Annotated in this window: 20 protein-coding genes and 2 pseudogenes; 7 read left to right on the top strand and 15 right to left on the bottom strand. The window is 69.4% G+C overall.

The features are described 5' to 3' along the window. Positions 1 to 7: 7 nt before the first annotated feature. Positions 8 to 301: pseudogene (locus tag Aple_RS37705) on the bottom strand (amidohydrolase family protein); the annotation flags it as partial. 91 nt (positions 302 to 392) lie between these two features. Here Aple_RS37705 and Aple_RS37700 point away from each other — a divergent pair. Further along, the gene (locus Aple_RS37700) at positions 393 to 977 is read left to right on the top strand and encodes a MarR family winged helix-turn-helix transcriptional regulator (RefSeq protein WP_155349545.1); all 585 of its coding nucleotides are present in this window, start codon (positions 393 to 395) and stop codon (positions 975 to 977) included. On the opposite strand, the gene Aple_RS37695 is transcribed toward Aple_RS37700, so the two are convergent. Genes Aple_RS37695 through Aple_RS37660 form a run of 8 tightly spaced genes read right to left on the bottom strand, consistent with a single transcriptional unit; the run spans position 978 to position 8,643 of the window. Beyond that, the gene (locus Aple_RS37695; protein WP_246265026.1) at positions 978 to 1,691 is read right to left on the bottom strand and encodes a gamma-glutamyl-gamma-aminobutyrate hydrolase family protein; all 714 of its coding nucleotides are present in this window, start codon (positions 1,689 to 1,691) and stop codon (positions 978 to 980) included. Next, positions 1,688 to 3,160: an aldehyde dehydrogenase gene (locus Aple_RS37690; protein ID WP_155349543.1), complete on the bottom strand. Its 1,473-nt coding sequence runs from the start codon at positions 3,158 to 3,160 to the stop codon at positions 1,688 to 1,690. Before Aple_RS37690 ends, Aple_RS37695 begins: the two co-directional genes overlap by 4 nt. A 43-nt stretch (positions 3,161 to 3,203) precedes the next feature. Further along, positions 3,204 to 4,052, bottom strand: coding sequence for a fumarylacetoacetate hydrolase family protein (locus Aple_RS37685; protein WP_155349542.1), 849 nt, complete (start codon positions 4,050 to 4,052; stop codon positions 3,204 to 3,206). After that, positions 4,045 to 4,956 carry a 3,4-dihydroxyphenylacetate 2,3-dioxygenase gene (locus Aple_RS37680; RefSeq protein WP_155349541.1) on the bottom strand — a complete coding sequence of 304 codons (912 nt, stop codon included), beginning with the start codon at positions 4,954 to 4,956 and terminating at the stop codon, positions 4,045 to 4,047. Before Aple_RS37680 ends, Aple_RS37685 begins: the two co-directional genes overlap by 8 nt. Next, on the bottom strand, positions 4,949 to 6,418 hold the full coding sequence (locus Aple_RS37675) for an aldehyde dehydrogenase (RefSeq protein WP_155349540.1): 1,470 nt from the start codon (positions 6,416 to 6,418) through the stop codon (positions 4,949 to 4,951). Before Aple_RS37675 ends, Aple_RS37680 begins: the two co-directional genes overlap by 8 nt. Beyond that, complete coding sequence (locus Aple_RS37670; protein ID WP_155349539.1) at positions 6,415 to 7,242, bottom strand: acetoacetate decarboxylase family protein; 828 nt, start codon at positions 7,240 to 7,242, stop codon at positions 6,415 to 6,417. The genes Aple_RS37675 and Aple_RS37670 overlap by 4 nt, the downstream gene beginning before the upstream one ends. A gap of 14 nt (positions 7,243 to 7,256) precedes the next feature. After that, positions 7,257 to 8,510 carry an NAD(P)/FAD-dependent oxidoreductase gene (locus Aple_RS37665; protein ID WP_174889926.1) on the bottom strand — a complete coding sequence of 418 codons (1,254 nt, stop codon included), beginning with the start codon at positions 8,508 to 8,510 and terminating at the stop codon, positions 7,257 to 7,259. Further along, a complete protein-coding gene (locus Aple_RS37660; RefSeq protein WP_155349537.1) occupies positions 8,455 to 8,643 on the bottom strand; it encodes a ferredoxin in 189 nt (62 codons plus the stop codon). Before Aple_RS37660 ends, Aple_RS37665 begins: the two co-directional genes overlap by 56 nt. A gap of 190 nt (positions 8,644 to 8,833) precedes the next feature. On the opposite strand from Aple_RS37660, the gene Aple_RS37655 reads away from it, so the two are divergent. The 6 genes and pseudogenes from Aple_RS37655 to Aple_RS37630 all read left to right on the top strand — a co-directional run. Then, complete coding sequence (locus Aple_RS37655; RefSeq protein WP_155349536.1) at positions 8,834 to 10,192, top strand: glutamine synthetase family protein; 1,359 nt, start codon at positions 8,834 to 8,836, stop codon at positions 10,190 to 10,192. A 12-nt stretch (positions 10,193 to 10,204) separates the two neighbouring features. Then, complete coding sequence (locus Aple_RS37650) at positions 10,205 to 11,467, top strand: cytochrome P450 (RefSeq protein ID WP_155349535.1); 1,263 nt, start codon at positions 10,205 to 10,207, stop codon at positions 11,465 to 11,467. Positions 11,468 to 11,673: 206 nt separating this feature from the next. Further along, positions 11,674 to 13,521: an amidohydrolase gene (locus tag Aple_RS37645; RefSeq protein ID WP_155349534.1), complete on the top strand. Its 1,848-nt coding sequence runs from the start codon at positions 11,674 to 11,676 to the stop codon at positions 13,519 to 13,521. A gap of 27 nt (positions 13,522 to 13,548) precedes the next feature. Continuing rightward, entirely contained in the window at positions 13,549 to 15,066 is a 1,518-nt protein-coding gene (locus Aple_RS37640; protein ID WP_155349533.1) for an APC family permease, read from the top strand. A 55-nt stretch (positions 15,067 to 15,121) separates the two neighbouring features. Then, entirely contained in the window at positions 15,122 to 16,060 is a 939-nt protein-coding gene (locus Aple_RS37635; protein ID WP_155349532.1) for a TIGR03619 family F420-dependent LLM class oxidoreductase, read from the top strand. Positions 16,061 to 16,370: 310 nt separating this feature from the next. Further along, positions 16,371 to 16,487 (top strand): annotated as a pseudogene (locus tag Aple_RS37630) (integrase core domain-containing protein); the annotation flags it as partial. 107 nt (positions 16,488 to 16,594) lie between these two features. On the opposite strand, the gene Aple_RS37625 reads toward Aple_RS37630, so the two are convergent. From Aple_RS37625 to Aple_RS37600, 6 genes are read right to left on the bottom strand one after another with little or no spacing between them, the layout of a single operon-like run. Continuing rightward, on the bottom strand, positions 16,595 to 17,086 hold the full coding sequence (locus Aple_RS37625) for a LeuD/DmdB family oxidoreductase small subunit (protein ID WP_155349531.1): 492 nt from the start codon (positions 17,084 to 17,086) through the stop codon (positions 16,595 to 16,597). Then, positions 17,083 to 18,369, bottom strand: a complete 1,287-nt coding sequence (locus Aple_RS37620; protein ID WP_155349530.1) for a 3-isopropylmalate dehydratase large subunit — start codon at positions 18,367 to 18,369, stop codon at positions 17,083 to 17,085. The genes Aple_RS37625 and Aple_RS37620 overlap by 4 nt, the downstream gene beginning before the upstream one ends. After that, on the bottom strand, positions 18,360 to 19,250 hold the full coding sequence (locus tag Aple_RS37615; protein ID WP_155349529.1) for an isocitrate lyase/PEP mutase family protein: 891 nt from the start codon (positions 19,248 to 19,250) through the stop codon (positions 18,360 to 18,362). Before Aple_RS37615 ends, Aple_RS37620 begins: the two co-directional genes overlap by 10 nt. Continuing rightward, a complete protein-coding gene (locus tag Aple_RS37610) occupies positions 19,247 to 20,941 on the bottom strand; it encodes a hydantoinase B/oxoprolinase family protein (RefSeq protein WP_155349528.1) in 1,695 nt (564 codons plus the stop codon). The genes Aple_RS37615 and Aple_RS37610 overlap by 4 nt, the downstream gene beginning before the upstream one ends. After that, positions 20,938 to 23,001, bottom strand: a complete 2,064-nt coding sequence (locus Aple_RS37605) for a hydantoinase/oxoprolinase family protein (protein ID WP_155349527.1) — start codon at positions 22,999 to 23,001, stop codon at positions 20,938 to 20,940. The genes Aple_RS37610 and Aple_RS37605 overlap by 4 nt, the downstream gene beginning before the upstream one ends. Next, complete coding sequence (locus Aple_RS37600) at positions 22,985 to 23,587, bottom strand: isochorismatase family protein (RefSeq protein WP_218038703.1); 603 nt, start codon at positions 23,585 to 23,587, stop codon at positions 22,985 to 22,987. The genes Aple_RS37605 and Aple_RS37600 overlap by 17 nt, the downstream gene beginning before the upstream one ends. Between the last annotated feature and the right edge of the window lie 133 nt (positions 23,588 to 23,720).

Raw genomic sequence — 23,720 nt, 5'->3', positions numbered from 1 at the left:
CCAGGTGCTACATGTGCGCCATACGGCAGCAGCAGTTCCCGCCTTCCAGGCATGCGGTGCCTCTCGCGTGCCAGGCCGAGGCGGTCCTGGCGTGCGAGGCGGGGGTGGTCGCGGATGCCCCGCGCCGGTACACCACCTCACCGCCGACCAGGGTCGTGTCGATGGGCAGGTCAATGAGCTCGTGCGGCTCGGCATCGAGCACGTCGCCGCCGACCACGCAGATGTCGGCTACCTTGCCGACCTCCAGCGTGCCCTTCCAACCGTCCGCGTGGTCCTGCCAGGCGGGCGTGCGGGTGTATGTCGTGGTGCATGTCCATCTCTCTCACCGCGGACCTGGACCTATACTTTGAGCCCGAACGCTTTTCGGTTTCCTGGCGTAGGGAGGGCCGCACGTGCCCGGGCAACGGTCCATCACCGAGGCGGAGAAGCTGGTCGAGGCGAAGCTCGGCGGCACGCCGGTCAGCCACGAGCGCATGGCGGTGGTGGCCAACATCTACCGAGCCGCCGCGGCGGTCCGTCAGCACCTGGAGAACGCGGTCCTGAGGAGCAGCGACCTCACCTGGACCGCGTTTGTGGTGCTGTGGGTGATCTGGATCTGGGGCGAGTCGGAGAGCCGTCATGTGGCCGAGGAGGCCGGCATCTCCAAGGGCACCCTGACCGGTGTGATCCGCACGCTGGAGTCGCGTGGGCTGGTCCAGCGCTCCGAACATCCCTCTGACGGCAGGCTGCTGCTCCTCAGCCTCACCGGCGAGGGTGAGGAGCTCATGAGGCGAGTGTTCCCCGACTTCAACGCGGAGGAGTCGTTCGTCACCTCCCGCCTCGACGACGACGCCTGCCGCGCCCTGGCGACCGGGCTGCGCCAGGTCGTCCTGCAGGTGGAGGAGAAGGGCGAGGAGCGCCGACTGGCGTTACTGGACGGCGCCAAACCCGCCCCCCGCCGCAGCGGACGCCGTCGGCAGGCCACGCAGGAGGGCTGATCAGGAGCAGGCCGCGCGGACCAAGGCGTCGAAGATCGCTTGCTGGGTGTTCGCCTCGCGGGCGTTGTCCTCTGGATGCCACTGCACGGCGACGAGCCATGAGGCCAGGGCGGGTCCTTCGAGCGCCTCGATCGTCCCGTCGGCGGCCTCAGCCGTGACGACCAGCCCCTGTCCCATTTTCGACACGCGCTGGTGGTGGTAGCAGGACACGCTCACCTTCTGCGCTCCCGTCGTCCGCTCCAGGAGCGATCCGGGCAGCACGGCAACAGGGTGCACCACGTGGCGATGATCCAGGCCGGTGCCGCCCATGTCCTGCTCCAGGGTGCCGCCGAGCACAGTGTTGAGGACGTGCAGGCCGCGGCAGACGGCCAGCAGCGGCAGCCCTGCGGCCAGGGCCTGGCGAGCCACCTCCAGGTCGAAGCCGTCCTGCTCGTCGTCCACGTCGTAGACGCTCCGGTGGGCTGCACCCGCGCCGTAACGGTGGGGGGCGATGTCGCCGCCTCCGGGCAGCAGGATGGCGTCGAAGCGGGCCAGGCGGCCGGCGACCTCGTCCGGGTCGGCGACGCCGCCGGGGGCGTGCGGGTGCAGCGAGACGGGCTCGCCTCCCGCTCTCCACACGGCCTCGACCAACGCGCGGGCATTCACCTCCGCGTGGTGGCGCAGCGCCGACGCCGAGACGGAGAAGCGGGCGGGAATGGCGATCAGCGGTCTCACAGCTGGATCCACGTGGTCTTGAGCTCGGTGTACTTCTCCAGAGCATGGGCAGATTTGTCCCGGCCGCTGCCGGACTGCTTCATACCGCCGAACGGCACGGTCAGGTCGCCTTCCTCGTAACAGTTCACCCAGACCGTCCCGGCGCGCAGGGCGCGGGAGACCTGGTGGGCGGTGGACAGGTCCGCCGTCCACAGTCCGGCGGCCAGGCCGTACTCGGTGGCATTGCCGAGCGTGACGGCCTCGTCCAGGTCATCGAAGGTGAGCACGGACAGCACGGGCCCGAAGATCTCCTCGCGGGCCAGCCGCATGCCGGAGGCGACGCGATCGAACACAGTGGGCTCCAGGTAGCTGCCGGTCTGCCGGCGCGATCCACCCGTCAGCAGCCGGGCTCCCTCCTCGATGCCGGACCTGACGTGGCCGAGCACCCGTCCGAGGTGTGCCTCACCGACCAGCGGTCCCATCTCGGTCGCGGGATCCAGCGGGTCGCCCACGCGCAGCTCGCGGGCCCGCGTGACGATGACTTCGGTCACGCGGTCGGCGATGGAGGAGTGGACGAGCAGGCGGGAGGGCGCCGTGCACATCTCGCCCTGGTTGAAGAAGATGCCCCAGGCGGCGGTGGCCGCGGCCCGGTCCAGGTCGGGGGCGTCGGGCAGGATGATGTTCGGGGATTTGCCGCCGAGCTCCAGCCAGACCCGTTTGAGGTTGGAGTCGGCGGAGTAGCGCATGAAGTGACGGCCGACGGCCGTGGAGCCGGTGAACGCGAGCACGTCCACGTCGGGGTGCAGGCCGAGTGCCCGTCCGGCGGCCGGGCCGTCTGCGGCGACGACGTTGAGCACGCCGGGCGGCAGGCCGGCCTCGGTGGCCAGCAGTCCGAGTGTCAGCGCCGAAAGCGGCGAGCACTCCGACGGTTTGAGCACGACCGTGCAACCAGCCGCCAGGGCAGGGGCGACCTTCCACGAGGCGATGGTGAGCGGGAAGTTCCACGGCACGACAGCGCCCACCACACCTGCGGGCTCTCGAGTGACGAGTGCCAGTGCGTCGGGAGCTGTGTGCGGGGACTCATCGGTGAGCTTGTCGGCGAGCTGGCCGTACCAGCGGAAGGTGGAGATGGCGGCGCGCACCTCGATGTCGTAAGCGTCCTTGATGGGTTTGCCCATCTCCAGGCTGATGGTCAGCGCCAGGTCCGCGCGCCGCTCCTCGATCAGGTCGGCGAGCCTGAGCAGCGCGCGGCCTCGTTCCGCGGGCGCCAGACGCGGCCACGGCCCCTGGTCGAAGGCGCGGCGCGCGGCCGCGACGGCGGCGTCGACCTCGGCCTGCCCGGCGTCGGCTACCTCCGTCAGGACCTGCCCGTCGCGGGGGGAGGCGACCTTGAAGGTCGCGCCCCCGCCGGGCTCGTCGCCGCCGTCGATGTGGTGATGGATGGGCAGGGTCAACCGCTCGGCGCGGGCGACCCAGTCCTCGGAGATCATTTCATTGCCCTTCCTGCTCCGTGGGGGCGAGGATGACGAGGGATCAGCCGCGCCGGGGAGAGCGGATGCCGCGGAACTCCCAGTCACCGCCGAGGGCGGTGGAGAGGACCTCCTCCGACTCGGTGGGCTGGGCGCCGAGGTCGGTACGGATCGCGGCCGGGCCGCTGACGACGCGGTTGGCGAGCCGTCCCAGGCCTTCGACCTCGACCTCGACCAGGTCGCCCGGTCGCACGGGGCGGGAGTTGGCGGGGGTGCCGGACAGCAGCACGTCTCCCGGATAGAGGGTGATGGTGCGGGCGATGTCGGCGACGAGGTAGTGCATGTCCCACTCCATCTCGTCGGTGGAGCCGTCCTGGGCCAGAGTGCCGTTGACGTAGGTGCGCAGGTACTTGCCGCGGAAGTCCCAATCGGTGACCAGGCCGGGGCCGAGCGGGCACAAGGTGTCGGAGCCTTTGACCCGCAGCATGGACCCCGCGTCGGTGTCACGGAAATCGTGCAGGCCGAAGTCGTTGGCCACGGTGTATCCGGCGATGTACTCCCCCGCTTCCGCCGCGGAGACGTTGCGGCAGGTGCGGCCGATGACGATGGCCACCTCGCCCTCGTAGTTGAGCCACTTACAGCCCTCGGGACGCACGACCTCGCCCCGGTGGGCGTTGAGCGAGGACGTGGGCTTGTGGAAGTACGTCGGCGTGGCCGAGAGCTTGATCTGGAACTCCTCGACCCGGCTGCGGTGGTTGAGGTGCACCGCGATGATCTTCGAGGGGGTGCCCGGCGGCAGATGGACCGCGTCGTCGGCCTTGACGCGCCGGCCGTCGCCGGCGACGAGTTCGTCACCCTCGCGCACGGTCTCGACGACGGCGCCGTTGAGGAGGATGCGGCGGTATTCAGGCATGGGCGTTCTCCTGTCGAGGTGCGGTCCAGCCGCCCGATGGACGGTCGAACCAGAGGTGGACCTGGCCGGTGCCGATGGAGTTCTCGTACTCGCCGTACTGGCGGGCGGGCGCTGTGCATGCCTCCTCGCCGAGGGCGCCGATCATCATGAGGTAGTGGAAGAAGCGGGCCTCGGGCTTGTGCGTCCAGAACTCGGGCATGGTCTCCAGGACCCGATCGTGACAGCCCTGCTTGAACCAGGCGATGCGCTCCAAGTCGGCCGCCCTAGCCTCGGGGGTGAAGATGTGGCGCGGGTCGCCGGCCTCGTGGTCACGCAGCTCGCGTAGCGGCCAGAAGGTGTGCGACAACGCGCCGGAAGCGATGAGCAGCACCTTGCGGCCGGGCGTGGCCGCGATGCCGTCGGCCAGAGCTCGGCCCAGGCGCAGGTGGTCCTCCATGTCGCCGGTCTGGCACACGCCGATCGTCACCCACCGCTTGTCCGGCAGTCCCTCGCCGAGGAATTTCCACAGGTTGATGGTGGCGTAGTAGATCGGCAGATACTGGTCGTCGATCGGGGTGATCCAGGTGCCGTGCTTGTCGGCGAAGGCCGCCACGTTATGGGCCAGTTCGGGGTCGCCGGGGAAGTCGAAGGGCATGCGGCACATGCCGCGTGGCAGTTCCTCCGAGGTGAACAGCCCGGCGCGGCGCTGCTGCGCGGTGACCACGAACTCCACGGTGGTGGCCCAGTGCGAGTCGAGCACGACGACGGTGTCGTAGTCGAGGGTCTCGAAAACCTCCTTGCGCAACTCGCGCAGCCCGGTGACGAGGGTGATCTCCTTGCCCTCGTTCAGCTCCAGGCGCGTCTGCTCGGGGAGGACGATGGTGGGGACGTGCGCGAGCAGGCCCGCCCCGACGATCTCACCCATGGTTCTGCCATCCCTCCGGTGCGGTCACGGTGTTCTTCAGGTCGCAGTAGAAGTCGAAGCTCCAGTCGCCGCCCTCGCGGCCGACGCCGGACTCCCGGGAGCCGCCGAAGGGCGCTCGCAGATCGCGGACGAAGAAGCAGTTGACCCAGACAGTGCCGGCGACCAGGCGTTCGCTCACGCGCCGGGCGCGGTCGCGGTCGCCGGTGGCGAGGGTGGCGGCCAGCCCGAACCGGGTGTCGTTGGCCAGCCTGACCGCCTCCTCCTCGGTGTCGAAGGTCTGCAGGGTCAGCACCGGGCCGAAGACCTCCTCCTGGACGATCTCACTGTCCTGCGCCACGCCGGTGAGCAGCGTCGGCCGGTAGTACAGGCCGCCGAGGTCGGTGTTGGGGCCGCCGCCGACGACGGCGCGCGCTCCGGCGGCCACCGCCCGCCGCACGAACCCGTCGATCTTCTCGATCTGCCGGGTATGGATGTTGGGGCCGATGTCGGTGACCTCGACACGCGGGTCGCCCTGCCGCAGCTTGGCTGCCTTGGCGACGAAGCGGCGGGTGAACTCCTCTGCGATTGAGAACTCCACGAGCAGCCGCGTCGCGGCCAGGCAGACCTGACCGGCGTTGTCGTACTGCTCGATCGCCAGGTTCACGGCCGGGTCGAGGTCGGCGTCGGCGAATACCAGCAGCGGCGACTTTCCGCCCAGCTCGAAGCTGGCCGGGACGAGATTGCCGGCGGCGGATCGCGCGATGCTCTTGGCCGTCGGCACGGAGCCGGTGAAGCTGATCCGGCGCACCCTGGGATGGGCCACCAGCGCGGCGCCCACCTCCGCGCCGTACCCCTGCACGACGTTGAGGACGCCGGCGGGCAGGCCGGCCTCGGCCGCGATGTCGGCCAATAGCGAAGCGGTGAGCGGCGACCACTCGGAAGGCTTGAGGACCACCGTGTTGCCCGCGCCGAGAGCGGGGGCGACCTTCCAGGTGGCCAGCATGAGCGGCGCGTTCCAGGGGGTGATCAGGACGCACGGCCCTGCGGGGTCCCAGGAGACGTGGTTGATGTGACCACGGGTGTCGAAGTCCTCGTGCCCGAGGTCTTCCAGCCGGTCGGCGAAGAAGCGGAAGTTGTGCGCCACTCGCGGCATCACACCGCGGCGGTGGGAGCGCAGCAACGCACCGTTGTCGGTGGTCTCGACGATCGCCAGCTCCTCTAGGCGCTTCTCCACACCCTCGGCGATCGCGCGCAGCAGGCGGGCCCGCTCGGCAGGCGGCGTGGCCGCCCAGCCAGGGAACGCCGCCTGGGCCGCGGCGACGGCCGCCTCCGCCTCCGCCTGCCCGCCACGGGCGATCTCAGCGAGAGTACGACCATCGATGGGCGACTCATCGGTGAAGGTCGTGGCGGAGGCGACGCGGGCGCCGCCGATCCAGTGCCGGGTGTCGACGGGCACCCCGGCCACGGTCGCAATATGGCTCATGACTCGTCCTTCGCGTTCTGCGGGGCCGACTGGCCGTACGGGGCCGACTCAAGGAGTCTGCCGCCGTCCCAGACGACGCCGACCTGGCGGTAGTAGGCGGCGATGGGCTCGTGGATCTCCAGCCTGGCCAGTTCCTCGGTGGGGGCCTCGAACAGCTCCAACTCGGCCTCGCCGCGCCAGGGTGTGCCACCCTCGAACGCGGCGGCACCCGACTCGATCAACTCGTCGAGGGCGAGCCCGCCGTCCTTCCCGATAGCGGGCAACCTGCGGTGGTGCGCCATCGGGTGGCCGTTGACGAAGCCGTTGTGCTGCGCCGGCTCGCGCAGTGTCACGACGGCCTGGGCCAGCCTGCGATCCGCGGCGGCGAGCGTCGCGCCGAACCGCGCGCCCGCCTCGATCCGCGGCGCCGGACCGTACGGGTGGGGCCGCGTCTGGTGGATGGAGCCGAGCTTCTTCGGATAGCCCTGGTGGATGCCGCGCGCGACGGCAAAGTCCTTGTCCACCCAGATGTAGACGCAGCGCGAGTACGTGCGCCCCCGGTAGGAGCAGCGCACGACCACGAACGCCTCCTTGTACTGGGCGCGTACCGGGTCGAGCAGTTCCTGGCCCGAGGCCGCGCAGGACTGCCAGTCCGCCCAGATGAATGCGACGGCGCCTGGGTCCTCGGGGGCGAGCTCCAGCGGCTCGGGCAGCAGCTCACGGACCCGGGCCGGGTCGGTTCGGTATTCGACGGTGAGCAGGTCGCCGGAGTAGTGCCACGGCTGTGCGGGGATCAGCGAGGACCGGCCGGTGGCCGTCTGCGGGTACCAGAACCCTGTAGTCATTGCGGTGCGATTCCTTAGGCGGTGAGAGTGGGCTGCTTGAGCAGGGCGGAGCGGTGGCGGGCGGCCGCGGCGGTGACGGCGGGGCCGCCTAGGGCGACGATCCCGACCAGCCGCCCGCCGCGGTGGTAGCCGACGACCAGGTCACCGTCCGCCTCACCCTCGAGCACGCGGACGTCGTCGAGGCCGAGTGCGGGGGCGCCGAAGGACTGCAGGCGGAAGTCGTGCTGGTCGCTCCAGAAGCTGGGCAGCGGCGCGAACGGCTCGGGATCGGGCTCGGCGCCGGCGAGGTGCGCGGCCAGGGTTCTAGCTGCCCGCTTGGCGCTGTCGCCTGGGATCGACCAGTGCTCGACCCGGCGCGGGACGCCGTCGTAGCGAGCGTTGGGGAACCGGGCCACGTCGCCGACCGCCACCAGGTACGGCAGACCGCCCACCCGCAGCAGTTCGTCGGTGCGCACGCCGTCGTCGAGGTCCAGCCCGTTGCCCGCCAGCCAGTCGGTGTTGGGCATGGATCCCACCGCTTCGACCACCACGTCGGCGCTCAGTCGGCGCCCGTCAGCCAGGACGACGCCGCTGTCGTCGAAGGCGGTCACGGCGGTACCGAGGGCGAAGCGCACGCCACGCCGCTCGTGCCTGCGCAGCAGCTCGCGGGCCGTCAGCTCGCCCAAGGGGCGCAGCATGGGCAGCGGCTCGGGGTCGGCCACGGTAACCTCGGCGACGCCGAGCGCGACGGCCGTGGCGGCGACCTCGCAACCGATGAACCCCGCGCCGACCACGACGACCCGCACACCCGGGCGGGTCAGCTCGGCGTGCAGGGCCCGGGCGTCGGCCAGGGTGCGCAGCGTGTGGCGGTGGGTGGCAGGGCCGGGGCAGCGCAGTCGCCGCGGTCGTACGCCGGTTGCGACGACCAGGCCGTCGAAGGCCAGCTCCGAGCCGTCAGCCAGGCCGACGACGCGGCGGCCGAGATCGGCGGAGATCACCGCCGTGCCGAGGATCCACTCCACGTCGGCGACGCTCGCCCGCGGCCGGAACGCCAGTGAGTCGAAGGACTGCCTGCCCGCCAGCACCTCCTTGGACAGGGGCGGCCGGTTGTAAGGCATCCGCGGCTCATCTCCGACCACCGTGATCAGACCGGTATAGCCGGCCGCGCGCAGCTGCTCCGCAGCGCGCAGGCCCCCCATCGAGGCTCCGGCTACGACCACATTCCGCGACACGTCAGTCCTCAATGCTGATGGCCTGCAGCGGGCAGACGTCGGCGGCGTCCTCGACATCGGCGCGCAGCGACTCGTCCGGGTCGGAGACGTACGCCAGGCGCCCGGCTTCGTCGAGCCGGAAGACGTCGGGAGCGGCGAACACGCACTGCCCGTGGTCCTGGCACTTGTTCATGTCGACGACGACCTTCATGGGCCACACCACCTAACTCGTTTGGATCCAAACAACATAGATAGACACCCCCGCCAGGTCAAGAGACATGGGCACGGAAAACGGTGCGGCCGACCCCTTGCGGGGCGGGCCGCCCAACCATATCGTTTGACTTCAAACGAAGCTAGAGGTCACCTTGCCGTGCCTCCACCGCCCGCCCGAGGGGACGCCGATGAGCGATCGCGAAACGATTCCCGTCCACGAACACCTGGCACGGCTGACCGCCGGGGACATCGACGTGGTCCGGGTGGTCTACCCCGACCTCATCGGCACCGATCGCGCCCGGGACGTCCTGGTGGATCACCTGAGCGGAGCCTGCGAGCACGGGCTGGCCTTCTGCCGCGCCGTCTACCACACCAGCCCCCAGGGAGACGTGGTCCCGGTCGAGGGCGGCCTGGACCGGGGGCTGCCCGACATCACGGTCCGGCCGGACCTGAGCACGCTCAGGCCGCTGCCCTGGGAACCGGGCGTCGCCTGGTGTCTTGGCGAGGTCGTCGATCCAGCCGACGGAGGCCCGGTCCCCGAATCGCCGCGCGACCTGCTGCGGACCGTACTCAACCGGTACACCGAGCAGGGACTCGTCCCCGTGGTCGGCCCCGAGCTGGAGTACTTCCTGTGTGAGCCCAGCCCTGCCGCGCCGAACGGCTGGCGGCGCTACGCCGAAGCCCCCGGCAACGTCTACACGGCGGGACGGCGCGGCGACCCCGACGGGCACCTCCTGCGCACGCTGCGCCACCTGCGCGATCTCGGCCTGGGCGTGAGCATGGGCAACCACGAGTTCAGCAGCGGCCAGTTCGAGATCAACCTCGTGCACTCCAGCGCCCTGGACGCCGCCGACCGGACCTTCCTGTTCAAAGCGGCGGTCAAGGAGCTGGCCCGCGCCGAGGGACGCATGGCCACCTTCATGGCCAAACCGTTCAACGACGAAGGTGGCTCCGGCTTCCATCTCCACCTGTCCTGCACCGCCGGCGAGGACGGCCCGAACATCTTCGACGACCCCTCTGCGCCGAACGGGCTGTCGGCCACCGCCCGCCACGCCATCGCAGGCATCCTGGCGCACGCCCCGGCGCTGACGGCGCTGGCCAACCCGACCATCAACTCCTACAAGCGCTTCGGCCCCGACACCCTGGCACCCTGGCTGATCGACTGGGGCCTGGACAACCGCAGCGCCATGCTGCGCATCCCGCCCGAGCGCGGCCCCCGCGCCCGCATCGAGCTCCGCCTCGGCGACGCCAGCGCCAACCCGTACCTGCTGCTGGCCGGCACCCTCGCCGCCGCACTGCTGGGCGTACGCGCCGGGCAGGAGCCACCGGCCCCGCTGGAGGGCTATGGCTACGACACCTCCCGCGCCACGATCCTGCCGATGACACTCGCCGACGCGCTGGACGCCTTCGAGACCGACGGCGAGCTGATCGACCTGCTCGGCAAGGGCTTCGCCGCCTCCTACCTCGCCTACAAGCGCAACGAGATCGAACGCTTCCATCGGCACGTCACCGACTGGGAGTTCACCGAGTACGCCTACCACCTGTGACGGAGAACCGACATGATCCCCGACCCCCTGCCTCTGGACGAGGTCGATCTCGCCGATCCCGGCAAGTTCACCGACGGCGTGACACCGTGGCGCATGTTCCGCACCCTGCACCTGGAAGACCCCGTGCACTGGCAGCCGGAGCCCACGCCCAACGCCGGATTCTGGGCTCTCACCCGGCACGAGGACATCGCTCGCGTCGACCGCGCCCCCGAGACGTTCACCTCCACCAAGTTCGTCAACCTGGAAGAGGTCGACGACGACCAGATCAAGCGCCGCGCCTCCATCCTGGAGCTCGACGGCGTGCGCCACCGCGCCCTGCGTGGGCTACTGCAGCGCCAGTTCGGCGCCGCCGTCATCGGCAAGTACACCGACTTCCTGCGCAGACTGACCGCCACCACCCTGGACGCCGCCTTCGCCAAAGGCTCCTTCGACTTCGTCGCCGACGTCTCCGCGGACTTCCCCATCAACGTGCTGGCCCGCCTGCTCGGCGTGCCCGAGGGCGACACGAAGCAGCTCATCGACTGGGGCAACCGCATCATTGGCAACACCGACCCCGACTACGCCGACGTGCTGCTGGACAGCGAGGAGAGCGAGCAGTACAAGCACCTGCCCTTCCGCTCCCCCGCCACCCTCGAGGTCTTCGAGTACGGCCGGGCCCTGGCCAGGCAGCGCCGCAGCGGCGCCGGCACCGACCTGGTCTCCAGGCTCGTCAACGAGACTCCACGCGACGGCGTCCCCCTGTCGGACCAGGACTTCGACAACTACTTCCTGCTGCTCGTGGTCGCCGGCAACGAGACCACACGGCACGCCATCACGCACACCATGCTGGCCCTGATCGAGAACCCCGATCAGCTCGACCTGCTGCGCCGCGACCCCTCGCTGATCCCCGGCGCGGTCGAGGAGTTCCTGCGCTGGGCCTCGCCGGTCTACCACTTCCGCCGTACGGCCACCCAGGACGTGGAGCTCGGCGGCAAGCGGATCAAGGAGGGCGACAAGGTCGTGATGTGGTTCGCCGCGGGCAACCGGGACGAGGACGCCTTCGTGGATCCGTATCGCTTCGACGTCACCCGTACCAAGAACGACCACCTCACCTTCGGCAAGGGCAGCCCGCACCTGTGCCTGGGAAATCTCCTGGCCCGCACCGAGATCCGCATCATGTTCGAGGAACTCATCCCCCGCCTCGCTGACATCCGCCTCGCCGGCGAGGTGCCGCGCGTCCGCTCCAACTTCGTCAACGGCATCAAGCGGCTCCCCGTAGACGTCACCCTGGCCTGACCGACCGACACCGTGACCGCTCCCGCACGCCGTGAGCGGGATTCGAGCTGCCCTCGCAGCGGCTCATCCTGTCAGAACTCTTAACAATTCGTTTCGACCCAAACATCTTGACAGGTCGTTTAGGCCCGAACATTCTTTTGGGCACGCGCCGAGCGAGTCGTCTTCCGCCCCGGCCCGAGTCGAGCCCCCCTCGAAGGGATCCCCCCATGACTTCCCCTGTGAACCGTCGTAGCTTCTTCAGAAACGCTGCCGCGGTGTCGGCCGGCGCGGCGTTGGCCGGCGCGCTGCCCGCCTCTCCCGCCCTCGCCCATGGACAGGGCAAGGGACCCGCGGACTTGATCGTCCACAACGGGCGCGTGGTGGTCATGGACCGGCGCATGCGCATCGCCCAGGCCGTGGCCATCCGCGACGGGGTAGTGATCGGGGTCGGCAACGACAGGGACATGCTGAAGCTGTCCGGCCGGCGTACGCAGTCGATCGACGCCGGCGGCGGCACCGTGCTCCCCGGCATCAACGACTCGCACGTCCACCTGAACGGGCTGGGCTTCGACCTCCCGCCGTTCAACATCAACGTGGACACCGCGACGATCGAGGAGCTGGTCGGACTGGTCGCCGCGGCCGCCGCCGGGGCGACGAGCCCCGACTCCTGGATCCGCGGTGGCGGCTGGAACGAGAACCGGCTGCCGCGCGCGCCGCGCAGGACGGACCTCGACCCCGTCTCGGGGGACCACCCGGTCATCCTGCGCGACTTCTCCGCGCACATGATCGTGGTCAACTCCAAGGTGCTCCAGCTGGCCGGCATCACCCGTGACACCGTGCCGCCGCCCGGCGGCGTCATCGAGAAGGACGAGGCGGGTGAGCCCACCGGCGTGCTGCGCGAGAGCGCGCAGGGCCTGGTCCAGGCCATCGTCCCGCCGTTCACCCCGGAGGAGACCGAGAACGCGATCAAGACCGGGATCCAGCTGCTGCATGCCCAGGGCATCACCAGCATGACCGACCCCGGAATCGGCTACTCCCAGCTGGACCTCTACCGGCGCATGTCCTTCGAGGGCACGCTCGCCATGCGGATGACCGTGCTGATCACCGGCGGCCGGTCCCCCCAGGAGGTACGCGACACGCTGGCCGCGTTCCAGCAGCTGCGCGGGGTCGATCCGCGCCGGCTGCGGGTCGCCGGCTGCAAGCTCATCATCGACGGGGTGCCGACCGCGGCCCAGACCGCCTGGCTGCACGAGCCCTACGTGGACGGCCGCAACGGCGCCCCGGTCATCGCCGGCGCCACGCTCGAGGAGGCGGTCGCCAACATCCATGCGATGATCAAGCTCGTCCACGACGCAGGCCTGCAGGTGGGCACGCACGCCACAGGCGACGCCGGGATCGACGCCGTCGTCTCGGCCTACCTGGCCGCCATGCGCGGCAACCGCCGCTTCCACGACCCGCGTCACTATGTGATCCACGGGGACCTGACGCCAGTCGGGACGCTGCGCACGATGGCCCGCAACGGCATCGGCGCCAACATGAACGCGACGATCAAGTACCTGCTGGGCCGGACGCTGGACGCCAACCTCGGCCCCGAGCGCACCGACTACCAGTGGCCTTACCGGACCGCCCTCGACTTGGGCGTGAAGGTGACCAGCGCGTCGGACGCGCCGGTGACCCCGCCGAGTTGGCGGCAGGGTGTCCAGTCGGCGGTGCTGCGCGAGGGCCGCTTCGGCGGCGTCGCCGGTGAGGCGGAGCGCATCAGCGTCGAGGAGGCGCTGGTCACCTATACCAGGACCGCCGCCTGGCAGGACCGCGCCGAGCGCTGGAAGGGCACGCTCGAGGTCGGCATGGCCGGCGATGTGTGCGTCGTGGCCGGCGACGTCCTAGACGGCGACCCGCACACGATCGTCGACATGCCCATCGCGGCCACCGTCCTCGGCGGCACCGTGGTCTACGACGGGACCAGCTCCGACGCCACCGTGGTCAAGGCCATGACGCCCGCGGCGATCGAGCGGCGTAACGCGTACGGTGCCGCGTGCCTGAAGGCCGGCCTCTGCTGCTGCCAGCGTCACTGATACACCGTCCCGCAGAGAGGGTCTGGTATGGAAAACAAGGAACTGGTGGCCGATGAGGGTCGCCTGGCACGGAACCGGCTCGGGATCGCGGGCATCGTCTTCTTCGTCGTCGCCGCGGCCGCGCCCCTGGTCGGCATGACGGGGGCGGCCCCGATCGCGATCGTCCTGGGCAGCGGCGCCGGAGCACCTGGCGCCTACCTGGTGGTCGGGCTCATCCTGCTGGTCTTCAGCGTCGGCTACTCCGCCATGAGCCACCGGGTCACGAACACCGGCGCCTTCTTCGCGTACGTCGGACGCGGTCTCGGGGTCGCGCCGGGCGTGGGGTCGGCCTTCGTGTCGCTGCTCGCCTACCTCACGGTCCAGCTGGCCGTCTTCGGCTTCTTCGGTGCCGTCATGGCGGGCCAGATGAACGCCACGCTGGGCATCGACCTGGCCTGGTGGGCGTGGGCGCTGATCGCCTGGGCGGCGGTGACGGGCCTGTCGGCGCTGAGCGTGGACGTCGGCGCCAAGGTCCTCGGCGTGCTCATGGTGCTCGAGGTCCTGTCACTCGCCCTGGTGGCGGCGGCGGTGCTGCTCAGCGGCGGAGGCCCGGACGGCCTGTCGCCCGGCTCGTCGTTCTCACCGTCGAGCGTTTTCGCCGGCGGGTTCACCGGCTCGGCCGGCATCGCGCTCACCTTCGCCTTCGCCTCGTACATCGGCTTCGAGGCGACCGCCATCTACGGCGAGGAGACCAAGGACCCCAAGCGGGCGGTCCCGCTCGCCACGTACATCTCGGTCGCCCTGATCGCGCTGCTGTTCGCCTTCACCTCGTGGGCGATGGTCAGCGGCCTCGGCTCCGCCGGGGTCGTCGATCGGGTCGTGGAGATCTCGACGGTGGACGGCACGCCGCTGGCCGACCCCGCCGCGGTCCTCTTCGCGGTCGCCGAGGAGTACGTCGGCGGCTGGCTGGCGACGCTGATGAGCTGGCTGGTCCTCTCCAGCCTCTTCGCCGGCATCCTCGCCTTCCAGAACAGCGCCGCCCGCTACGTCTTCTCAATGGCGCGGGCCGGGGTGCTGCCCGGCACGCTCGGCCGGGTGAACGGGCGCGGCGCCCCGGCGCTGGGCACGGCCGCCATCTCCGTGATCTCGCTGGTCGTCATCGTGCTGTTCCTCGTCGCCGGCCTGGACCCCGTCGTGCATCTGTTCACCTGGTTCAGTGCCCTGGCGGTGCTGGCGATCGTGCTGGTCGAGATCCTGGTCTCGATCGCCGTGATCGTCTACTTCCGCCGGGAAGGCGGCGGCGGAAGCGTGTGGAGCACCCTGGTCGCTCCCATCGCCGCCATCGTCGGCCTCGTGCTCGGGATGTATCTGCTCGTGTCGCGCTTCGGCCTGCTGGCCGGCACCGCCGCGGAAGGCGTCGATCCCGCCACCCAGTCGTGGGCCCTGTCCGGGCTCGGCTGGTTCCTGGTCGCCCTGCCCTTCCTCGTCCTCACCGCGGGAACGGCGGTGGGGGCCGTACGGCGCGACAGAGAGAACAGCCAGGCCATATCCGACCTGGTGAACTGAGACCCGAAGGGGGCGGCTCGCAGGAGCCGCCCCCTGCCATGAGAAGGACATCTAGATGACCGTTCCCCGCATGCAACTCGTCCTCTCCGAGAACTGGACCATGACCGGTGGCAAGGTCGACCTGCCCCTGGTGGTCCGCTGGGCGCGCGAGGCCGAGGACGCCGGATTCGACTCGGTGATGATCAGCGAGCACATCGTGCTGGGCCCGGATGCCTGCGCCAACGGCATCATGGGCAATCCCCGCGACTACGCGCTGCCCGGCAACCAGGACCCGTACATGCCCTGGCCGAACTCCCTGCTCATGCTCGCCTCGATCGCCTCCGTCACCGAGCGGGTGGGGCTGGCCGCGTCCGCGGTGATCGCTCCCCTCCGCCATCCGCTCCTGCTCGCCCGCGAGCTGGGCACCCTGGACCTCCTGTCGGAAGGCCGGCTGACCGTGCTGCCGAACGTCAGCTGGAGCCGGGACGAGTACACCGCCCTGGGCGTGCCGTTCTCCCGGCGCGGACGCATACTCGACGAGCACCTGGAGATCTGGCGCCGCCTGTGGGGCCCGTCGCCCGTCTCCTACAAGGGCGAGTTCTCCTCTTTCGAGGACGTCTACTTCGAGCCCAAGGCGTACCGGCCGGAAGGTCCCCGGCTGTGCTTCGGCGGAGCCGGCATGCACGACGCGATGGTGCGCCGCATCGTGCGGCACGGCCACGCCTTCAACCCCCTCGGCCGTCCAACCCCGGACGAGATGCGCCGTCTCGCCGAGGCCATGACCGCCGCCGGACGCGATCTTGCCGAGCTCGAGATGGTCGGCGGCATCCGGGCGGCCTTCCCCGACGACCGGTCCTGCGGCGACTTGACCCGGGCCCTCGAATCCATCCCCGAGCAGATGTCCCTGGGCTTCACCACCTTCTGTATCAAGCCCTCCCAGTTCACCGACGACCCCTACGGGGTGACCGCGTTCTGCCGCGAGGTGATGCGCCGCGTCGAATCGACGATGCGATGATGGAATGGTTCTGGGGAACGATGCAACTCGAACTAGTCGACACCAGAACCTGGAAAGGCCGCGAAGGACTCGCCAACGCCGGGGAGAATTCCGGCCACAACGATACAAATTAACACTCGGCGGCACTGAGCGGCACTAATCGAGCCGACTCATAATCCGTGGGTCAGGGGTTCAAGTCCCACCCGCCTACTCCGCCACACCCCATTCGACCTGGGTGGCCTGCGCGACTACAACGGAGCCAACAAGGTGCTGGGGTCAAGCGGCACCTGCTCGTGGACACCCCGCGCCGCAACGTGCGTGAGTCATGGAAGAGTCGCAACGCCGGAAGGCGTCGCCGGGGTGGTTGCACGAGTACAACCACCACCGACCCCACACCGCCATCGGCGGCATACCCCCGATCAGCAGGTTGACCAACCTCTCGGGGCAGGTACAACCCACCCGACAACACCTCCTTGTCGTTTGGCGCCGGATGGGTCAGAGCGATGGCTCCGGCGGGGCGCATCGCAACGGGCGCGAATTGTGCGCGGCGCTCGATCACTGAGGCTCGACGAGTCCCTCGGCGACGAGCAGTGGTATCAGGCCCCCGGCTTCGAGGATCTTCTGCAGGGGCTCGGGCCAGGTGATGCCTGGGAGGCGCTCACCGCTGGACACGTTGGTCACTCGCGCTGCGGCGAAGTCGATCTCGGCCACGTCACCTTCCGTAAAGAGACCGCTGACGCCGGGTACCTCGAGCGCCGGGAACGCGTAATTGACGCAGTTCCGGAAGAACAAGCCGTTGATCGAGTCCGCCAGCAGGCACCCGAGCCCGAGGTGCTTGAGCACACGCGCGGCCGGGCGCGACGAGCCCGTCCCGAAGTTCCGACCGGCCACCAGCACGTCGCCGGGCTGCACCAAGTCCGACCATCCGGGCCGATTCGGCGACATGCACCAGCGCGGCTGCTCCTCGAGGGGAAGGAACGCGGCGTCTGCCGGTTGCAGGAGGTCGGTGTTGATGTCGTCGCCGAACAGCCACACCTTGCCCCTCATGCCCTCAGCCCCTCCGCGAGCGCCTGCGCCCCGCCGGCCGTCCGCGGGTCAACGATCTCGCCGGCCAGCGCCGAGGCGGCAACCGTGGCGGACGAGCCCATGTAGATCCGCGCGGCCCGGCTGCCCATGCGCCCCTTGAAGTTGCGCGTCGATGACGTGATGCACGTCTCGTTGCCCGCCAGCAACCCCATCGTGAGGCCGCCGCACGCGCCGCACGAGGACGGTGTCACGACCGCGCCGGCGTCCATCAGACTCTGGATGTAACCGAGCCGCATGGCCTCGCGGTAGATCTGCTGAGAGCCCGGTGTGACGATCAGACGCACCCCGGGTGCGACCTTCTGTCCGTGCACGATCTGAGCGGCCGAGGCGATGTCATCGAGCGTGCCGTTCGCACAGGAACCAATGAAACACTGGTCGACCTTGACCGGCCCCCGGAGTTCCGTGATGGGTACGGCGTTGTGGACGACCTTGTCCGGCAGGCCGATGTACGGCTCCATCTCGGCGAGATCGAGCCGCCGGACATCGCGGTAGTCGGCGCCCGCGTCGGGCCACACCGGCTCGTACGGGCGAGTCGCCAGCGGTGCGACATAGTCGAGCAGCACATCGTCGGGCTCCCAGATCGCGAACTCGGCGCTCAGCTCAGCTGCCATCGTCGACAGAGTGCGTCGCGCATCGAGGCTGAGGTTGGCGATCCCGGGGCCGGCGTACTCGAGGTTCATCCCCTCGTGCGAGCCGTACTCGCCAGCGATTCGCAGGAACACGTCCTTAGTCGCGACGACCGGCGGCAACTCGCCGTGCAACTCGTAACGCACGGTCTCACCGACCTTGAACCACGCCGTCCCCTTGCACAGGACGTAGGCAAGCTCGGGCGTCCCTAGCCCGCGACCGGCGCAGTTGAGCACACCCACGCTGCAGGTGTGCGAGTCGCAGCAGACCAGGATCTCGCCGGGCAACCCGTAAGCGCGGTCCGCCACGACCTGGTGGACGATGCCCTGGTCGCCGCCGACGTCGTGGAAACGTTCGATCCCCCACCGTTCGACGAACTCGCGCCCGCGTGCCATGGCCTCGGCCGCCTGCACATCCCGCGCCGGGATGAGGTGGTCGTGGATCACGATCACGCGTGATGGATCGTGCATCTTGCGGACGGTGTCCCACATTCCGGGGATGAAGTTCATGTCGAGCACGATCGCCGTGTCGACCTTCACCGTCACCAGATCGCCAGGCCGCACCACGTCCGCCTGTGCGCCCCGCGCGAGGATCTTCTCTGCGATGGTCATGCCCATGCCGGCTGGCTCCTCGTCTCCGATGGGTATTTGCGCTCCAGCTCACGCCACATCGACAGGCCGCCGAGCTCGAAGAAGTCCTGTGGGCTGAAGCCCAGCGCGGCGACGTGTTCGTCATCGCCGTCGCGCAGCGCGGCGGCCGCTGCCTGCCGGATACCGTCGACCACGCCGGCCATGGCGAGTCCGGGCATGACGATCCACCCGAACCCCAGCCCGTGCAGCTCGGCGACCGTAAGGCGCGGCCCGCGGCCTCCGGTCGCCAAGTTGTACAGCTTGGCGCCCGAAACCTCGCGTCCTATGCGCTGCACCTGTTCCAGGGTCTCGACAGCCTCGATCATGACCACATCGGCGCCGACCTCAAGTGCGCGGTTGGCGCGGTCGATGGCAGCGTCGACGCCCTCCACTGCGAGCACGTCGGTGCGCGCGATCACCACGAAATCGGGATCGGGCCGTTCCTGGACGACCGCCGAGAGCTTGGTCAGATACTCGTCCGCGCTGATGACCTGCTTGCCGTCGAGGTGCCCACAGCGCTTCGGGAACGTCTGGTCTTCGATGTGCAGGCCGGCCGCGCCGGCCGCAGTGAACTCCCGGACCGTTCGAATCGCGCTCAGGGTGTTGCCGAACCCGGTGTCCGCATCCGCGAGTACGGGCACCTCGACGTTGGCAGCGATGGCTCGCACCGTGTCAGCCATGTCCGACAACCCGAGGAAACCAAGGTCCGGGAGGCCGAGCCGCGCGACCGAGACGCCGGCACCCGACACGCCGACGGCCTCGAAGCCCGCGTCCTGCAGAAGGCGCGCCGACATACAGTCCCACGCCCCTGGCATGACCAGCGGCTCGTCGCGGGCAAGCAGTGCACGGAGGCGCGCGCCGGGCGTCACAGCGACGCCCCGTCAACCGTGACGCCGTAGATCGCAGAGGCATCAGCGGCGGTCACGAAGCCGTCCCGGACATCGCGCCGGACAAGATCAGGGTCGCGCCGGCGTGGGTCGCCCCAGCCGCCCCCCTTGCCGGTCACGGTGCAGATGACGTCACCCTCGCCCAGCATCAGTCGGACGCTGGCCACGTGCGTCTCCGTCGTCCCATCGGCGCGATGCACCTCGGTGCGGTTGAACGTGCCGTTTTGCCCCCCTTCGGAACCCCACGTCGGCACCGTGCGGTGGTCGCCCATCGGGGTCGCCATCGCCCAGTCGCTGAGGACCCGGCACGCACGCACGATCCCCTCTCCGCCCCGCCACTGCCCCGCGCCGCCCGGCGATGTGTCGTAGCCGTAGCGCTCGATCAAGACGGGATAGCGCTGCTCGACGACCTCCACTGGAACGTTCAGCGTGTCACCGCCGTGCAGCGACACCAACGCCCGCTCACCATCCGCCCCGACTCCCGCGCCCCAGCCGCCCGGGTTCGGTTCGGCCATGACGAATACACCGCCGCCCGGTGCCGGGCCCGACAGCACAAGGATCCCCCCGAAGAGGAAGTGCCCAGCCGGCAGCCGCTCCGGGATGACGTGAGACAGTGCTTTCCACACCAGGTCCGCGGCGACGGCGATCGCCTGGAAGTAGAGGGACAACGCGGCGGGCGACTGAGCGGTGAGGAACGTACCTTGTGGGCAGACCACGCGAAGCGGCTCGTACGTTCCCGCGTTGATCGGCACGTCTGGACCGATCGCCGCCTGGAAGACGGTTGAGCATGCCTGCAGCAACCCGCTACCGGCGAGATTGATCGAGGCACGCACGAGTTGCGGATCAGTGCCGGTGAAATCACACGTCATCCCGTCGTCGTCGATGGCGACGCTGACACGCGCGACGGCCGTCTCTCCACCGATCTCGATCGTCTGCTCCGCCCGCCAGGTACCGTGCGGCACCTCCGCCAAGGCAGCGCGACTGCGCTGGGCCGTTTCGCTGATCAACCGGTCGAGGCTCACGAAATAGGTATCCGGCCCGTAGCGGGCGCAGATCTCCTGAACGCGTCGAGCCCCTGTGCGCACCGACGCGGCCTGCGCATGGAGGTCGCCAACGACGGCTGACGGCGCCCGCGAGTTGGCGGCCAGCAGACGGGCGAGCGACTCGTCGAGCGCCCCGGCGCGGAACGCCTTCATCCATGGGACTCGGATACCCTCCTCGAACATCTCCGCGGCGTCGACCGGGGTGCTGCCCGGCTCCTTGCCACCGACGTCGATCCAGTGCGCCTTGTTTGCGGCGAAGCCCACGACTTCGCCATCGAAGAACACCGGCATCAAGAGGCAGAAGTCATTGAGATGGGTGCCGCCCGGGGCGTATGGATCGTTGGAGATGAGGATGTCCCCTTCAACCAGGCGGTCGATGGGGTACTGCAGCAGGGCACCCCGCACCACTTCGCCGAAGATCGCCGGGAGGATTGCCAGGCCAGCTCCCTGGGACACCGGCCGACCGTGGACGTCGGTGATACCAACGGCGAAGTCGAGCACCTCGTAGATCATGGTGCTCTGGCTCGATCGCAAGGTCACGGCGAACATCTCCTCGGTCGCCGCTTGAACGTATTCGCGGACGATCTCGAGGTCGAACGGGTCGTAAACCTTGTCGTCGGCGATCCTCACGAGAGCACCTCCTGCTCCTTGGTAGCCACCTTCTGCGTGATCACGATCGAACCCTGCTCGTCAACGGCCGCGCGCTGCTGCGGGCCGACGACAGTGGACGACGACGCCTCTTCGATGATCGCGGGGCCGTCCAGGGCGACTCCCACGCCGAGCAGAGCCCGGTCATAGGTGGGCACCGAGACATGCCCGGTGCGTTCGAACAACACTGGGCGCTCGCCCTTCAATGCCTCGTCGGCCGAGGTCGCGCTCGGCAGCGCGGACAGGTGGAACGGGGGTGGGCCGATGTGGAGGGCGGTCAGGTGAAAGTCGACGATCTCCACGGGAGCGGCGAGTTGGAACGTGAACTCCTGCTCGTGCTGTTCGCCGAATACGCTGATGATCTCGGGGATCGACGCCGCCGGGGTCACGCGCACGGTGACGGTGTGCTCCTGGCCGAGGTAACGGAGATCGAGCGCGTGCGTGAACGTGACCTCGGCGGGATCGATCCCTTCGGCATCGAAATGCGCCAGCGCTTCCGTCTGGAGGTCGCGCCACACTTCAGTGACTACTTCGCCGCTGTCAGGGACCGCCGGGAGGACCTTCGTCTGCACCCAGTCCGCGCGCAGGCGCGTCATGAGCATGCCGACAGCAGAGAACATGCCTGCCGCTGGCGGGATGACGATGGAGCGCGTCCGCAGTTCGGCACCCAGCGCCGCTCCGTGCACCGGCCCGCCGCCACCGAAGGCCATCAGGTGGAAGTCGCGCGGGTCATACCCGCGTCGCACCGACACGAGCTTGATGGCGTTGAGCATCTTGGCGTCGGCGAGGCGGATGATCCCCAGCGCCGCTTCCTCCACTTCCAGCCCGAGCGGACGCGCCACGGTGGCGATCGCGGCTCGGGCCCGGTCGACGCTGACCGCCAGCCGGCCGCCCAGGAACAACGCTGGGTTGATGCGACCCGCAACCAGGTTGGCGTCGGTCACCGTCGGCAGCGTGCCGCCGTTCGGGTAGCACGCTGGCCCGGGCCGAGCGCCGGCGCTCTGCGGGCCGAGGCCCAGCCGGCCGAGCTCGTCCGTCCATGCGATCGACCCCCCGCCGGCACCGATCTCGACGATGTCGACCACTGGTGACTTGATCGGGTATCCCGGCGAGCGCGGTGTGCGGTCGATGCGGTAGTCGGTCGTGAGGCGTACCTCGCCCCGCTCGATCAGGGAGCTCTTGGCGGTCGTACCGCCGATATCGAGCGAGATGATGTTCTCGCGCCCGGCGGCGAGCCCCATTGCCGCGGCCGCTGCGACACCGGCGACGGGCCCGGATTCGACCAGCTTGATCGGAAGCTCGCGCGCGTGACGGAACGAGACCGTGCCCCCGTTGGATTGCATTACCTGCAGTGATCGGTCGATGCCTCGGGCGACCAGCCGCTTCTCGAGCCGTTCGAGATACGTGGCGGCTACCTCTTGCACGTAGGCGTTCAAGACGGCGGTGCTGGTGCGCTCGTACTCGCGCCATTCGCGGGTCGTCTCGTGCGACATCGTGACGAAGGCCTCGGGGTACACCTGCTTGACGGCCTCGGCGCACGCGATCTCATGGACGGGGTTGGCGTACGCGTGCAGGAAGCAGATTGCGATGGCCTGTGCGCCCGCAGCCTTCGCCGCGATGGCCGCCATCTCGCACTCGGCCACATCGAGCGGAGTCAGTTCCTGACCATCGCGAGCCAGCCGCTCCCGAACTTCGAAGCGGAGATGGCGCTCGACGAACGGTCGCGGCTTGCGGTACCGGTAGTTGTAGGCGTCGGGGCGGTTCGAACGCCCGATCTCGAGAACGTCGCGGAACCCGGCGGTGGTGATCAGCGCAGTCGGACCTCCCTTGCGCTCGATGAGCGCGTTGATAACAACGGTCGAGCCGTGGATGAACGACTCCACGTTGTCCTCTGGACATATGCCGGCCTGGTCGAGCACCTGGTCAACAGCCACCTCGAACTCGCCCGGCGTGCTGGAAACCTTGTCGACGCGTAGCACGCGGTCGGCCCCGACATACGCCAAGTCCGTGAACGTGCCGCCGATATCAGTTGCGACGCGCATCATCATCCTTTCGGTCGCCGACGATGCCGTGGAGGCCGGCGATCACATACTCCAGCGACTCGACGTCGCCGTACCTAAACTCAATGTCGGCCAGCGCGATCTCGTGGGCGAACGCGCTGCGATCGGCAGTGCACTCGCGCACCACGATCGGGCGTAGCCCGAGCTGGATGGCGTCCACCACCGTCGCTCGCACGCACCCACTGGTAGACACACCGGCCACAACGACGCTATCCACGCCGAGCGCGTTCAAGATCCCCCGCAGGGTCGACGCGTGGAAGGCGCTCGCACCCTTCTTGTCGACGACGAGATCGGCTCCGTCCGGGTCCAGCCGCGGGTCCACCGCGGCGAGCGGGCTGTCGCTCGTGAGAAGGCGCAGGACCGGGTTCTTCTCGCCCAGCACACCCAACTCCGCGTCGTGGTGGTAGCGCACGATCGTGTGCACCACAGGTACGCCTAGGGCACGAGCCTCACGCAGCAGCCGCGCGGTCGGCTCGATCAGCTCCCCGACCGGCATGGCCAGTGGTGACTCCGGATCGGTGAACGCGCGAAACAGATCGATGAGCAGCACCGCCGGCCGGTTGCCCATGCCGAGGTGCTGAGCGAGCCCCGACGACTCATACAACCGAGCGAGGTCGCGCGCCCGGTCATCACGGAGACTCTCTGAGAGAGGCGGGCGAACAGCACCAGCATTCGTCGGTTGGTCGGGCATCGCCCGGGTG

The sequence above is a fragment of the Acrocarpospora pleiomorpha genome (genome assembly GCF_009687885.1).
In the GTDB taxonomy this organism is placed as follows: domain Bacteria; phylum Actinomycetota; class Actinomycetes; order Streptosporangiales; family Streptosporangiaceae; genus Acrocarpospora; species Acrocarpospora pleiomorpha.
The sequence above is the reverse complement of the archived record's forward strand: the minus strand, read 5'-3'. Positions and strand labels throughout refer to the sequence as shown.